The sequence below is a fragment of the Paenibacillus sp. FSL R7-0048 genome, from assembly GCF_038004505.1.
Lineage (GTDB): Bacteria > Bacillota > Bacilli > Paenibacillales > Paenibacillaceae > Paenibacillus_AQ > Paenibacillus_AQ odorifer.
In genome coordinates this window covers 551074-567269 of the sequence record NZ_JBBORF010000001.1, presented here as the reverse complement: position 1 = coordinate 567269, position 16196 = coordinate 551074, and the positions used below count along the sequence as shown (strand labels likewise).

Here is a 16196-nt window from a genome sequence, read left to right as displayed (position 1 = left end):
TCGAAATTTTATAGTAGCTGTCTCCTTCCATTGTAACAATTCCACCGCTCTGTCACAAACTAAGCAAGATTATCCTCCCTTATCTCTTCTATTTCTTCTGAATACTCCAAAATATGACTTTGGGCTAAGAGTATTTTCTCATGAGCAAATTCTAGGGTCATCTGCACTATATTTATGGACTCTTTGTGGCATCTTTTCGGACAATTTATGAATCATTTTGCATCTCCCTGTGGATCAATTGTGGATTACTTATGGACAGCCTGTGGATCATTTGTGGAGTACTTTTAAAGAACCCGCTCCCCGCGCGGGTTTTCTAAAAAACTGTTTACAAACACAACATCTTGGGTTATTTTTATCTAACGACAACAAAATATAGTGGAGACAGGCGCTTTGATCCTTAACCGGATTTAGAGCTTAATAGGGAAGCGCGGTGAGAATCCGCTGCGGTCCCGCCACTGTAACCGGATGGCCTTCTTAAGCTTCTGGGAAGCTTGAGAATCCACATCTCCCGGCAAATGCCACTGAGGGTTAGGAACACCCTTGGGAAGGCGCCGAGAGATCCCACGGAAGCCAGGAGACCTACCTGTTTCGACGACACCAACTATTGATGCCTGCGAGGAACAGGGATGGTGTCCGCATGCGGTCATCTACGTAGAGACCTCTGCAAATATCCGTGTGGATATTTACATAACGCATCGGGCATTTTCTGCCATCCTCGGGTAGGGGATGCTTTTTTTATGTAATCTGAACAAATATACGACTGCTTATAGCAGTCCAACTTCTTATGGATATATGGATTTGATGATAGATGTTTTTCTTTTATACTGAGAGGAGAGCTGTACAATGACGTTGTTGGAGAGACAATTTAATGGAGTAGAAAATGCACGGGAAGTTCTTTTAGAAGAGCTCATTGATTTAGGCCGGGATATTATCGACAGTCGGGATATGGACCTATTGCGCGAGAATGCCAATTTGAATGGAGAGAGTTTCTCCGGTAAAATGAGCAAGTTCGGCAGTGAATATTCAAAATGGTACGCCCGCAATTTTACGATGCCGCCACAGCTAGTGCAGGCTATTGATGACAATGTCGTCTATGTGCATGATCTGGATCAATACGCGATTGGAACGACGAACTGTATTTTTATCCCGTTTGATAAACTTCTCCGTGAAGGTTTCAATACCGGCAACGGCAGCGTTCGTCCTCCGAACTCAATAATGACAGCTATGTCTCTGGTAGCGATTATTTTCCAATCCCAGCAAAATGCTCAATATGGTGGTGTATCCGCCAATAAACTCGATTACGATCTGGCACCTTATGTAACCAAATCCTTCGCCAAGCTGTTCCGCAAGGGTCTGGATTATTTTGAAGAAGGACAAGCTGACGAATCTTTGGGCGAGATTACGATGAGCCGGACCGATCTGGCGGAGTCATATCCAAGAGCGTTCCGTTTTGCACTAAAGGAAACCGAAATCGAAACCCTGCAAGCGGCTGAAAGTATGGTACATAATCTGAATACCATGTCCAGCCGATCCGGTGGACAAATACCGTTTACCAGCATCAACTACGGTACTTGTACTTCACCAGAAGGTCAGCTTGTGATCAGTTCTCTGCTAACCGCAACTATGAACGGACTTGGCAGCGGAGAAACACCAGTGTTCCCGATTCAAATCTTCAAATGCAAGCAAGGAATCAATCAACAGCAAGGCGATCCTAACTATGAACTGTTCCTAAAAGCAGCTGAATGTTCTGCGCGCAGACTATATCCAAACTTCGCTAATCTGGACGCTCCGCTCAACTTGCAGTATTATGATTCAAGTGATCCTGATACGGAGTTCGCTACAATGGGCTGCCGAACCCGAGTGCTCGGTGACCGTTTTGGGCGTAATCATTGCTCTGGGAAGGGCAACCTTTCCTTTAATACACTAAATCTGGTTCGGCTAGGTCTGGCACACGGCACAGTAACAGGCAGACGTACCGTCGCAGACGAAGCTGGCTTCTATGAAGATCTAAATCATTATATGGATATTGCGCTGGAAGGACTTCTCCATCGCTTCCACATCCAAACCGCACAAAAAGCTAAAGCTTCCGATTTCATGATGCGAGAAGGCGTTTGGGAAGGCGGCGAACATCTTGCACCCGATGACACTGTAGGCGATCTGCTGAAGCATGGCAGTCTGTCTCTTGGCTTCATCGGTATGGCGGAATGTATGAAAGCTATGTACGGCAAACACCATGGCGAGGATATGGAAGTTCATGCCAAGGCGCTGGCTATCGTGCGTCATATGCGGGACTATTGCGATCGGAAAAGTGAGGAACTGGATCTTAACATCACCCTGTTCGCTACTCCAGCAGAAGGTTTGTCCGGTAAATTCACCAAAGTTGACCGCAAGGTACTGGGTTCCATTCCGGGCGTAACCGACCGTGAATATTATACGAACTCTTTTCACATCCCTGTATACTTCGATCTGGGTGCTGCTCAGAAGATCAGCTTGGAAGCTCCTTTCCATGAATACTGCAATGCCGGGGCTATTTCTTATGTCGAATTAAACGGCAATGCCCGCAACAACCCATCGGCTTTTATCAAAATCATTAAATATGCGCTCGAACAACAGGTCAGTTATTTCAGCATTAACCATCCGATTGACCGCTGCTCCAGCTGTGGATACGAAGGCGTAATTGGGACAAACTGTCCTTCCTGCAACGCAAATGAGAATGATGTGCACATCCGCCGTTTGCGCAGAGTTACAGGTTATTTAACCGGCGACTATCAGACCCGCTTTAATGCCGCCAAACAAGCTGAAGTTCGGGATCGCGTTAAGCATCTATGAATATTTGCGGTTACTATCCGGAGTCGATTAACGAGGGAGAGGGCATGCGGGCCGTCCTCTTTCTCAGCGGCTGCCGCCATCGTTGCCCGGGATGTTTTAATCCCGAGACATGGAACTTTAAATATGGAGAAGTCTTCACCTTAGAACGACAACATGAAATCATTGCAGAAATCGCCGCTAACCCTTTGCTGGATGGTCTGACACTGGCAGGCGGCGATCCTTTTTTCTCAGCAGAAGAGTTGCTGGGGTTCATTCATGAGCTTCGCACTGTACTGCCAGGGTTCTCAATCTGGATTTACAGTGGTTATACGTACGAAGAACTTACAGCCCTTCCCGGTACGCCGGAGTGGAATCTACTTAAACAGTGTCAGGTGTTAATAGATGGAAGATTTGTAGAAGAACTGAAAGATACTACGCTTCTCTACCGGGGAAGCTCCAACCAACGCATTATCGACATTCCGGCCAGCATGAACGGCTCGGAGGTCTTTCTGTGGCAGCCTGCTGCGCTATAATATATCAATTTTTGATATTGAAAATTAATTTGAAATAAGAAGGGATGAACTAACCATGCCGCAATTCGTAGTAAAACCGGATAATCGCCAACTGGCTTTTGATGAGAACCGTCTCTCCGTCTACGCTGACCGTATTCTGGAAGGTCTCGATCAACTAAATAAAGAAACTTTGCTGCGTGGAGTGAATTCCAAACTGCGTCGTGACTCGGTAAGCGGAGAAGAAATCAGCAACGCCTTCACCATGAGCGCTCTAGAGCTTGTAACAAAAGAAGAGCCTAACTGGAAGTTCGCAGCTGCCCGCGCCCTTCTGACTACCCTTTATAAAAAAGCTGCCGTTCATCGCCGCTACAAAGCTTATCCAGAAGAGCCTTACGGTGAATTGTATCCACTAATTACGGATCTCGTGAAAAAAGGAATCTATCGCGAAGAACTTCTAAGTCATTACACCAAAGAACAAATTATCGAACTAGGCGGGTGTATCGATTATACACGCGACCTTTTGTTTGACTATATCGGTCTGCTTACGCTATCCGACCGTTATTTGGCGCATGATTTTGACGGCCGTGTAATGGAGCTTCCACAAGAACGTTATATGATTATTGCTATGTACCTGATGCACCGTGAGCCAGCTGAGAAACGTCTTGAGCTTGTAAAAGAAGCTTATTGGGCTATGAGCAACATCTATATGACTGCTGCTACACCTACAATGTCCAATGCCGGCAAAAAGGTCGCTGGACAACTATCCAGCTGTTTTATTGATACTGTAGACGATTCCCTAGAGGGTATCTTTGACTCCAATACAGACGTAGCACGTCTTAGCAAAATGGGCGGCGGCATCGGCGTTTACCTCGGAAAAGTACGGGCACGTGGTTCGGATATCCGTGGCCACAAGAACACAAGCTCCGGTGTAATCCCTTGGATTCGCCAGTTGAACAATACAGCAGTCAGTGTAGACCAGTTGGGCACACGTAAAGGTGCTGTAGCTGTTTATCTTGATGTATTCCATAAAGATATTCTCGCTTTCCTCGATCTTAAGCTGAACAACGGTGACGAGCGCATGCGTGCACATGACGTGTTCCATGGCGTCTCCCTGCCTGACCTGTTCATGGAAGCTGTAGAATCGCGCAGCCATTGGAACCTCTTCTGCCCTCATGAGGTGAAAAAGGTCATGGGCTGGACAGATAAAAATGGCCGTCCACTAGGATTGGAAGATTTCTACGATGAAGAGCTTGGCAAAGGTACTTTCCGTGAAAAATATGCTGAAGCTACAGCGAACCTGGAATTATCCCGGATCACTGTTCCTGCGATCGACATCATGAAACGGATTATGAAATCACAGCTAGAAACAGGTACACCGTACATGTTCTACCGCGATACCGTGAACCGGACTAACCCAAACCGTCATCAAGGTATGGTTTTCTCCTCCAACCTGTGTACAGAAATTATGCAGAATCAGTCTGCAACAGTTATTGAGCAAGAAGAATTAGTAACTAAAGATGGCCAGACCCGGATCGTTATTTCCAAAATCCCTGGCGACTTCGTAGTCTGCAATCTGAATTCGATTCACTTAGCACGGGCGATTCCAGCTGGCGTATTAGAAAGACTTGTTCCGATCCAAGTTCGTATGCTTGATAACGTAATCGACATTAATAATATTGAAGTTCTGCAGGCACAATACACGAACAGCCAGTACCGCGCAGTAGGTCTCGGCACATTCGGCCTGCATCACCTATTGGCACTCAAGGGCATTCGTTGGGAATCCGATGAAGCCGTAGAATATAACAATCATTTATATGAACATATCAACTACCTGTTGGTTCGTTCGAGCATGGAGCTTGCCCGTGAAAAAGGCCGTTATCCGAAATTTGCTGGATCCGATTGGGAGACTGGCGCATACTTCACTTCCCGCGGTTATGTTAGCGGTGAGCAAGAAGGTAAATATGTAACGACTGAGCAATGGCGCGAGCTGCAAGAAGAAGTAGCTAAGGACGGCGTACGTAACGCTTGGATGTTCGCCATTGCGCCGAATGGATCTACATCGATTATTGCCGGCTCCACCGCCAGCATTGATCCGCTGTATGAACTGCTTTCCTATGAAGAAAAAACAACTTATAAGATTGCTAACCCAGCACCGGATCTGTCCGACAAAACGATCTGGTACTATAAGACAGCATTTACGATTGACCAAAACTGGTCGATCCGCATGGCTTCTGCTCGCCAGCGTCACGTCGATCAAGGTCAAAGCTTCAACCTGTATGTCCGTCCTGACATCAAGGCTACCGAGTTCCTGGAACTGCATCTGAATGCCTGGAAGGGCGGCTTGAAATCAACTTATTATGTGCGTAGCCGTGCTTTGACTATAGAAGAGTGTGAATCTTGCGCTAGCTAATTATCTTAGTGCCCTGAATAGAAAAACGATGATGAATTTCGTAACTGCGAGGAATGTTTGGGCTTCCGGCCGCTGTTGTCATCAGAGGTCTAGATCTTTACCGCTATTAGCGGATGACATCCGATGACAGCATATGCTTTCGATGCGAGCTTTCCTACGGAAAGCTTTCGGGCGAACGCTGACGCTCCTACAGCTCCAAACTTCCTCTCCGTTACTCCATCACCGTCTTTCTATGAACAAGACACCAAGAAAGATTACCCGCGCAAAAAATGGAGGGATAAGAAATGCAATTACAAAAGATTTTTAATACTGAAGCACCTAACCAATCCACACGCATTATCGACGGTGAATGCTCAGGTATTCTGAACTGGAATGATATTCGCATGCCTCATATGTACAAGCTGTATAAGGTACTGCTGCTTAATCACTGGATCGCGGATGAAATTCCAATGTCCAAGGATGCGCAACAATTCCCGATGCTGGATGCCGAGGAACAACGCGTATTTAAGATTAATATCTCCCTACTCGCTGTGCTGGATTCGATGCAGACGATGTTCGTGAGCGACGTGAAGCGTTATTTCACCGATTCCTCTTTGGAAGCTATCTCCGCTATTATCGGGCAGCAAGAAGTGGTGCATAACCAATCCTATTCCTATGTTCTTTCCTCTATCGTGTCGGAGAGTGAGCAGAAGGAAATTTTTGAATATTGGAAAAAAGATCCTGTCCTGCTGGAACGTAATCAGTTTATCTCTGATATTTATCAAGAGTTCCGTGATAACCCTACGAGACAGACCTTTTTCCATGCGCTGGTAGCAGATCTCATCTTGGAAGGGATTTTCTTCTACAGTACTTTCGCCTTCTTCTACAATCTGGCCCGTGACCAGAAGATGATGGCAACTAGCCAAATGATCTCTTATATTCAACGTGACGAGAATCAGCACTGCTACTTCTTCGCAGAAGTATTTAAGCAGCTGCTTGTAGACTTCCCTGAGCTGAACACCAAAGAAAACATGGATTACGTATACCGTACCATCGACCGCGCGGTAGAGCTCGAAACCAACTGGGCTTATTACACACTTACTAACGTGCGTGGTATTGATCTTAACGAGCTTAGCGACTACATCAAATATACAGCGAACAAACGTCTGACTTTGATGGGTATGGAAAAAGCTTATCAAGGTGTTGACGTTAACTGTATGCCTTGGATCAAACCCTTCTCCGATGATGCGCTTAATGCTACCAAAACTGACTTCTTCGAAGCTAAGTCCCGCAACTATGGTAAGGTTGGCGACGATAACGGATTCGACGATTTGTAAGACCGGATATATAACGATCCCTATATAAAAAAGAGGCCATTCTCTACTTTCTTAGTGAGATGGCCTTTTTGCTATAGCTTATATAATGCAAAAAGCGCCCCTCTCCCCTGGTATCAGGGATGAAAGAGACGCTTATACGTTTGTTATTAGCACTAAGCACAGAAGGCTTGCTACTTAGTCTTATGCCTTGCGTTCCACACGATGTGTAGTTTCTTCTGCAAGCTCATCTAATGCATCGTTCAGGCGCAGCTTCAGCTCCTCAGCAAGCTCTACCACTCCGTGATCATTACGAACCACTTGAGAATCCACGGCATAGACGCCGCCAAGAATGTAACGCGCGCCCAGTACAGACAACACAGGTTTCAATGCGTAATCAATTGTGAGCAGATGTGCAAGACTGCCGCCCATGAACAGCGGGAGTACAACTTTTCCGGCCAATCCCTTTTGTGGAACCAGATCTAAAAAGGTCTTCAACACGCCTGTATAAGAAGCTTTATAAACCGGGCTAACCACAATTACCGCATCAGCTTCCGCTACAAGGCCATTGGCTTTGACGATAGACTCACTTTCAAACTTAGTGTGAATCAAATCCTCCGCTGGTAGTTCTGCTACGTTAATACGCTCAACCTCGAAGCCCTGATTGGTTAAGCTGGCCTCCGCATATTCTATAGCTGCATTGATACGCGATACCAGGGAAGGCGTTCCGTTAATCACAACAATTTTAGCCACTTTTCCACCTCTTCCATCCCACTTAAGCAGCTCACACTGCTTTATTTATTATCCCGACAAAATTACTTTAAATTAATACTAATCCTAACGTAGAATTGATATTTTTGTCAAACCATAACCACTTGCGCTCCTCCTACTCTTACGTTATACTAAGCAACAATATTAAATCCAACAATCAGGCCAATGATCGGCATCCAACCGTGAGGCGTCTGCGACCGGAGTCTACAACAACTCCCTAAGTTCACCGGGTTTCGCCCGTTATCGCGAAGACCAAAGAGGGTCGGATTGTTCCTGCAGTTAAGGAGATTCGATCAACCTGGGTGGCACCGCGAGCTGACGCTCCTCGTCCCATGGATGAGGGCGTTTTTTGCGTTTTTTTAACCAAAAAGGAGCGAAACGGTATGCTGGATATGAACTGGATCAAAGACAATCAGGAACTTGTAAGAAACATTACGGCTTGGAAAAGAGTCGACTTCCCACTGGATGAACTGCTGGAATGGGATGAGAAACGGCGCGAATTGCGCCAAGATACGGAACAGTTGAGAGCCCAGCGTAACGGGCTGACCAAAGAGGTTGAACGACTTTTACGACAGGGTGACAGCGTGGCAGGAGAAGCAGTTAAAGAACAAGTAAGAGAACTGAACAACCGCCTGAATCTCTATGAGGCAGAACTAACTGAGGCAGACCGGCGCTGTGGAGAACTCATGCTGCTCGCACCAAACCCTGTATCGCAGGATACACCGATTGGCCATGATGATAAAGATAATGTAGAACTGCGACGAACCGGAACGTTGCCGGAATTCGGCTTTAAACCGCGTGATCATGTAGAGCTAGGCGAGCTCCACAATATCATCGATATCCCCCGTGGCGTCAAAGCAGGCGGCCCACGCAGCTATGTGCTGAAGGGTGCAGGGTTGTTGTTACATCTCGCTGTACAGCGGCTGGCCATTGATGTACTAACTGCCCGCGGGTTCACGGTGATGGATGTTCCCGTGATTGTCCGTCCGGAAGCGCTGGAACGTACGGGCTTCTTCCCCGGCGGGATGGATCAGACCTATGAGCTAAACGGAGACAATCGCTGGCTGGTAGGCACATCGGAGGTGTCGCTTGTCTCGCTGTATAGCGATGAGATTGTCGAACTGGAATCGCCAATGCGACTCGCCGGAATGTCGGCCTGCTTCCGACGTGAGGTAGGATCGGCGGGACGAGACGTGCGTGGCCTGTACCGTGTTCATCAATTCTCAAAAATTGAACAAGTTATCTTATGTCGGAATGATGAGGGCGTATCAGAGGGCATGCTGCAGGAGATTCTTGCGAATGCAGAGCATATTCTACAGCTCTTGGAACTTCCCTATCGGATCATGTCTGTCTGCACAGGAGATATGTCCCTGAAGACACATAAGCAGTATGACATCGAGACTTGGATGCCAAGCAGAGAGGCATACGGAGAGACACACTCGGCTTCCAACCTGCTCGATTTCCAAGCTCGTCGTTCGGGCATTCGTTACCGGGATGCCGACGGTAAGCTGCAATACTGCCACACCCTAAACAACACCGCAGTGGCTACACCAAGGATCCTAATTCCGCTGCTGGAGAATCATCAACTGGAGGATGGATCCATTTACATTCCGCAGGCACTGCGTAAATATATGGATGGAATTGAACGGCTTGAGCTTCCGCACCAGCAGTGATGTGTTGTCCAAGTAGATTTAAAATTAATAATGCCCTTCCACTTCTCGATAAGAAGCTGGAGGGGCATTATTTTTGTTCCGATACATTCTATATAATTCTAATCACTATTGTTTTCCCTATGTAAAAATTAACAAAACTCTAGAATAAATTTGTCGCAATCCATAATAAATTCAACAATATATATAACATAAAATTAAAATATCGGTGATCTATTAACCATAAAAATACTAAATTTATAATTAATATTGTATTTATGCACTGTTTTTATACTAAAATCACAACATTTCAATTTTTAGATTTAAATGATGCAAACTTTAATTTATATTCATGAAAGACAACCTTTCATTTTACATTTGAATGCTAAGATTTAATAGGTTGTAAATAAAAGATTCGAGGGGAGAATGACTTATCCAAATGATTATTTCTTCAAGAGTAAGGAAATGGTTCGCTACTGGACTGGCAATGTTAATGGTTGCCGGCAGTGTGTTACCAGCTGTCCAGACTGCCGAGGCAGCACCGGATAATAGCAATATTGTTATCTCGCAGGTCTATGGTGGTGGTGGAAACGGCGGAGCGGAACTTAAAAATGATTTTATTGAATTATACAATCCTACAAATCATCCAGTAGATTTGACTGGATGGAAAGTTCGCTATACCTCAGCTGCCGGAACCTTTAGTAGCGGAACAGACTTAAATGGAACCATCCCGGCAAATGGATACTTCCTTATTGAGGAGGCCGCTGGAACGGGAGGAACTACCGACTTGCCTACTCCTGATGTTAGCAAGGGAATCCTTGCTATGAGTGGTACAAACGGCAAAGTCGACCTCGTTGATAAATCAGGTACAACAATTGATTTAGTTGGCTACGGAACAGCTACAAATGTCGAGGGAAGTGCGACCGCTGCTCTCTCCAATACGACAGCCGCTATCCGTAAAGCTGCGGCTGGTGCACCGGCTGACAGCCGCGGTCTAGATACGGATAACAACTCTACGGATTTTGTTGTCCAAGCACCAAGTCCACGGAACAGCACCTACGGTACGTTCCCTGAATTACCGGAAACTGCTAGTTCCGCAGTAGCTTTACCAGCCCCTAATGCCTGGCCGGCTGGTACAGAAATATCTTTGAATTCTCCAACGGTTGGAGCATCCGTCTATGCAGCTGTTTATGGATCAGGTGGTTCAACTAATTTCCAACCTTACACAGGGCCTATTACCTTAACTGAGGACACTACGATTAAAGCGTATGCTTCAGAACCAAATATGCCAGACAGCCCTATATCGACTTTTGATTACACTATTCTGGCCAAAACAGATGTTGCAACAGCACGCCTTGCTAGTAAAGGTCAGAATATTTTAACAGAAGGTATCGTAACTCACATTAATGCAGCAAAAATGTATATTCAGGATGAATCCGGCGGGATCGTACTTTATGGTTTCCCAGAGTTCGCAAACGTTGGAGATCGTGTTAAAGTAAGCGGCACAATGGATATCTACAGCAACCTGCAAGAAATCAAATTCCAAAGTGGACTTCAATACAATGTAGCTGCACAAAATGTTGGGGTGCCTGCACCAAAATTGATTACAGCAACCGACTTGTCTGCCGCGAACGGCGAAAGCCACGAAGCTCAGCTGGTAACTATGAATAATGTGACCATAGACAATGTAAATGGCAGCACGGTGACTGCTAGCCAAGGTGGACAACAATTCACAATTTTTTCAACCCTGCCTAAACTAGTTAAGGGTAAAACCTTTGACAATATCACTGGGGTTATCGAGCAATATAGTACGACTTATCAATTCATTCCACTTAATGAAAATGCTTTGGTGGAAGAAACTTTTTCCGTTATGGCCAGCCCTGGCGCAGGTCGCATCATCAAAGGAAGTTCTGTGACCCTATCCAGCCCTACTCTTGGAGCACAGATTTACTACACGACCAACGGAACTGAACCAACAACAGCAAGTAAGCTTTATTCAGATCCGATTACAGTTAATCAAGATCTTACCATCCATGCAATTGTCGTAGCAGATGGCAAGACAAGTAAGGTTTATACCTTTGCATATAAAGCATCTGAACTCCCTCGTATACATGATATTCAAGGAGAATCTCATACTTCTGAGTATGCAGGTCAGAACGTTTCCGATGTAGAAGGCATCGTTACCCAATATGGGTACACCTTCGCCACTGGTGCTTATAGAGGTTTCTTTATGCAAGACCCTCAGCCAGACGATAATGTAAACACTTCGGAAGGTATTTTTGTATACAGCACTAATTCATCCCTTAAGCCTCAAATTGGAGATTTAGTCCAAGTTAGTGGAGCTGTTTCCGAATACAACGAAGGTAACGCAAGTAATTTAACCTCTACTCAAATTACTATGACTTCAATAAAAGTAGACTCCTCTTCAAGTTATACTGTGCCAGAGCCTGTCGTACTTGGTAAAGGCGGGAGAGCCATTCCGTCTTCCATAATTGACAATGACGGCATGGCTGATTTTGAGCCTAATGAAGATGCAATTGATTTCTACGAATCGTTAGAAGGTATGCTCGTCAAGCTCCCTACCCCTACGATTATCAGTCCTTACTGGACAAGTGGTAGCGGAAATTCCATGCTGTATAACATCCCTACAAGAGTAGAAAATGAAACACCTGATGTCATCACACCAGCTGGTGGATTAGTTCTCAAAGAATACAACCAATACAATCCTCAGCGCCTCATCATTGCTTACGGAAATCCGGGTCAAGAAGTCATCACCGGAGATAAGTTCGCGGGAGATGTAACTGGCGTCATCGGATACAACAACGGTAACTTCAAAGTGATTCCGGAAAACGGTAAGCTTCCAGCCATCACTCCAAGTACCTTTAAGCAAGAAACAACTACTCTTGAAGTCAATGATAGTAAGTTGTTGATCGCATCGTACAACATTGAAAACTTCTACCCGGGTGTCGGAGCAACAAAAATCCAGAAACTAGCCGACTCCATCACAAACAATATGAAAAAACCTGACATTATCGGCGTTGTCGAAATGCAGGACAGCAATGGTGAAGCCAATAATGGTATCACTGAAGCAAGTGCAGCCGAATTGATTAAGGCTATTGAAACCGCTGGCGGTCCTGTATATAAATACACAGATATCGCTCCGGAGAACAATATGGATGGCGGTGCCCCAGGCGGAAACATTCGCGTAGGATTCCTGTACAATCCAGCAAGAGTACAGCTTGCGGACAGTGTGAGCGGACAAAAAGGTACAGCTACACAATCCGTTGGATATAACGCAGCGGCAGATCAATTGACCTACAATCCAGGACGAATTGATCCAACAAACTCTGCCTTTGCAAGTTCACGTAAACCCCTTGCTGCACAGTTCGTATTCGGTGGCGAAACAGTAATTGTGATCGCTAACCATTTCAATTCAAAAGGCGGCGATACCGGTCCTTTCGGAAACGTTCAGCCCCCTGTATTGTCCAGTGAAACACAACGACATAAAATCGCGGCGGTCGTAAACGGATTTGTCAAAGAGGTTCTGACTGCAAATCCTAAAGCCAATATCGTAGCTCTTGGCGATTTGAATGATTTCCAATTTACTAAAACTGCAACCCTCTTAAAAGGTACAGAACTAGACAATTTGATCGATACATTACCTTTAAATGAGCAGTATACGTACACCTATGATGGAAACTCTCAAGTGCTAGATCATATTCTTGTCAGTAAAAATCTAACGGCTTCTTCTAAAGTAGATGTCGTTCATCTAAATGCCGACTTCTCACCATCGAACGGTCGGGTATCCGATCATGATGCGGTTTTGGCACAGATTGATTTTAATACTGCTGAAGACTTCCCACTAACCATTCTGCACACCAATGATACACATGCAGGATTAGATACTGTCAGCTCGCCAAACAACATCTTGCGCCGTGTAACAGCAATCAAAGATGCCAAGGCGACTACAGAGAATCCTATTCTTGTAGACGCAGGTGATGTGTTCTCCGGAACGCTTTACTTCAATAAGTATCTGGGTCAAGCAGATCTGGCCTTTATGAATCTGGTTAAATATGATGCTATGACTTTCGGTAATCATGAGTTTGATAAAGATTCAGATGTACTGTCCAAATTCATTGGCAACGCAAAGTTCCCATTTGTCTCCTCCAATGTGAACTTCTCAGCGGATGATATTCTTAGCAAAATGTTCACCAATGAAATCGGCCGGTCAGGTAATGCTGGAACCATCTACCCTGCGCTGATCAAAGAAGTAGACGGCCAACAGGTCGGTATCATGGGTCTGACGACAGAAGATACGGCGAACATTGCTTCACCAGGTAAAGTGACCTTTGAGAATGCCTTCGCTAAAGCGGAAGCAACGGTCGCTATGCTTGAAAAAGAGAAAGTTAACAAGATCATTGTTCTCTCTCACCTTGGCTATGAAGAAGATCTCAAGCTAGCCAAAGCCGTTAACGGCATTGATATTATCGTTGGGGGTCACAGCCACACGCAACTGAATCAAGCCGTTGTTGATAACACCGATCCAAAAGCACCGAAGCTAATTGTACAAACTGGTGAAAAAGGTCTTTTCCTTGGCCAACTTGAAGTTAAATTTAACAAAGATGGCGTACTGACCGATTGGAAAGACCAATTAATCTCCATCGATGCTAAAAACGGTACTAACTACGTTATCGCAGAGGATCCTGAAGCTAAAAAGATCCTGGATACCGAGTATAAGCCGGGTATTCAAGAACTAACCAATGAGGTAGTAGGAAATTCAGAGGTTGTTCTAAACGGAGTTCGTGATAATGTGCGCACAAAGGAAACTAATCTTGGTAACCTGATTGCCGATGGCATGCTTTATGCAGCTCAAAAAGCGGGCACTAATGCCGTAATCGCCTTGCAAAACGGCGGCGGTATTCGCGAATCCATCAACGAAGGACCGATCACACAAGGCGAAGTACTCGGCGTACTTCCATTCAACAACGATCTGGTTACGATCACTTTGACTGGACAAGAAATTAAGGATGCTATGGAGAACGGGGTTTCCAAAACGCCGGCAGCAGACGGACGTTTCCCACACGTTGCAGGGTTGAAATTCTATTACGACTCTACGAAACCTGTGAACGAACGTGTATTGCGTATTGAAGTGAAAAACGGGGAGAAATACGTTCCTCTAGATCTAAAAGCATCTTATGAAGTAGCTACTAATGCTTTCACAGCTAAGGGTGGAGATTTCTATACTTCACTTGAAAAGGCTTATAAAGAAGGCCGCGTGAATCTGCTGTACCTACCGGACTTTGATGTATTTACGAAGTATCTGCAGAAGGTTGGAACGGTCACTGCGAACACTTCCACCGTTGAAGGCCGGATTGTTGATCTAAAAGGTGCACCACTGCCGGAGACAAATCCAACTCCGACACCAGACCCAACACCAGTACCAACACCAGATCCAACTTCAGTACCAACATCAGTACCAACATCGGCTCCAACAGTACCAACAGCTACACCATCACCAACTGTTGCTCCAACTGTGGCTCCAATTGCTTCAGCACAAGTAACAACAATTGATGCTGCTGATCTAACCAAACAACTTGCTGAACTGCCAGCGGGTAGCCAAGAGCTGGTTATTCCGGTTAAAGCCACTACAGGCGGCGCTCAAGTAGTGCTTCCAGGCAGTGTGCTTGTAAAACAAGCAGCAGCACAACCTAACACAGTTCTTACCTTTACTACTGATGGTGCTTCTTATTCCTTGCCACTCCGTGTTGTAAACAGCGCAGCACTTGCCGCTCAATTAGGCACCAGCGACTTTACAATTACGGTATCCATTCAAGTAGCGAATTCGGGAACACTAAGCAGCACAAACCAAGCTATAGCCTCACAGCTGGGTAATGCTACTTTAGCTGCTCCAGTAATCGAATTCAGCGTTTCAGCACAAGCCGGAACTAAGAGTGTGCAGTTGAACAATTTCGGCAGCACTTACGTGAAGCGCACGATCAATGTACCTGCCGTCTTAAATTCAAATAACGCAACGGCAGTGGTCTTCGATCCTGCTTCAGGTAAGATCTCCTTCGTGCCTGCTATCTTTGTTCCTAAAGCAGATGGAACAACGGACGTTACGATTAAACGGAACAGCAACAGCTACTACACCGTTGTTAAGTCTTCCAAAACGTTCGCAGATACTAACGGACACTGGGCTAAATCATCCATTGATCTATTAGCTACCAAACTAATTGTCAGCGGAACAAGCAACGATACGTTCTCTCCTTCACAGTCGATCACGCGTGCTGAGTTCGCGGCATTAATTACGCGTTCTCTGGGACTTGCGACAGCTAATGGTGAGACCACATTTAAAGATGTAAACCCAAGTGCTTGGTATGCTGATGCTATTCGCACCGCAGCAGAAGCCGAATTGATTTCCGGTTATACCGATGGCAGCTTTAAGCCGGGTAGCCCAATCACTCGTCAGGAAATGGCCTCGGTATTAGCGAAAGCTATTAAGTACACAGGGAAAACCTTAAATGCCGACCCTGCAGCACTGGCTAAATTCAGTGACGCAGCAAGCATTCCAGCTTGGTCCCAAGCAGCAGTAGCAGAAATCGCTGCTGAGGGAATTATCCAAGGAGCAACAGATGGATCCTTTGCTCCACAGAAGCTGGCAACTCGTGCCGAAGCGGTTACGATGCTGGAGAAGACATTGAAATCTCTCCAGTTTATCAACTAGCAAAAGCTGATCTCCAGCTCTGAAGTCAAA

Annotated in this window: 7 protein-coding genes and 1 riboswitch; of the genes, 6 read left to right on the top strand and 1 reads right to left on the bottom strand. The window is 45.6% G+C overall.

Annotation, left to right across the window (positions count from 1 at the left end):
- Nucleotides 1-366 precede the first annotated feature (366 nt).
- Nucleotides 367-601: riboswitch (cobalamin riboswitch) on the top strand.
- A 242-nt stretch (nucleotides 602-843) separates the two neighbouring features.
- From NSQ91_RS02455 to NSQ91_RS02440, 4 genes are all read left to right on the top strand, one after another.
- Nucleotides 844-2829: an anaerobic ribonucleoside triphosphate reductase gene (locus NSQ91_RS02455; RefSeq protein WP_076124534.1), complete on the top strand. Its 1986-nt coding sequence runs from the start codon at nucleotides 844-846 to the stop codon at nucleotides 2827-2829.
- Entirely contained in the window at nucleotides 2826-3341 is a 516-nt protein-coding gene (gene nrdG / locus NSQ91_RS02450; RefSeq protein WP_076124537.1) for an anaerobic ribonucleoside-triphosphate reductase activating protein, read from the top strand. The genes NSQ91_RS02455 and nrdG overlap by 4 nt, the downstream gene beginning before the upstream one ends.
- Nucleotides 3342-3396: 55 nt before the next feature.
- Nucleotides 3397-5730 (top strand): ribonucleoside-diphosphate reductase subunit alpha, encoded by a 2334-nt coding sequence (locus NSQ91_RS02445; RefSeq protein ID WP_076142084.1) that lies wholly within the window; start codon nucleotides 3397-3399, stop codon nucleotides 5728-5730.
- A gap of 284 nt (nucleotides 5731-6014) precedes the next feature.
- Nucleotides 6015-7046 (top strand): ribonucleotide-diphosphate reductase subunit beta, encoded by a 1032-nt coding sequence (locus tag NSQ91_RS02440; RefSeq protein ID WP_036682584.1) that lies wholly within the window; start codon nucleotides 6015-6017, stop codon nucleotides 7044-7046.
- A 180-nt stretch (nucleotides 7047-7226) separates the two neighbouring features.
- On the opposite strand, the gene ssuE is transcribed toward NSQ91_RS02440, so the two are convergent.
- Nucleotides 7227-7775: an NADPH-dependent FMN reductase gene (ssuE, locus tag NSQ91_RS02435; RefSeq protein WP_036682586.1), complete on the bottom strand. Its 549-nt coding sequence runs from the start codon at nucleotides 7773-7775 to the stop codon at nucleotides 7227-7229.
- Nucleotides 7776-8176: 401 nt separating this feature from the next.
- Between ssuE and serS the strand changes: the two genes are divergently transcribed.
- Nucleotides 8177-9466, top strand: coding sequence for a serine--tRNA ligase (gene serS / locus NSQ91_RS02430; RefSeq protein ID WP_340916301.1), 1290 nt, complete (start codon nucleotides 8177-8179; stop codon nucleotides 9464-9466).
- A 415-nt stretch (nucleotides 9467-9881) separates the two neighbouring features.
- Nucleotides 9882-16166, top strand: coding sequence for a 5'-nucleotidase C-terminal domain-containing protein (locus NSQ91_RS02425; protein ID WP_340916299.1), 6285 nt, complete (start codon nucleotides 9882-9884; stop codon nucleotides 16164-16166).
- Nucleotides 16167-16196: the final 30 nt, after the last annotated feature.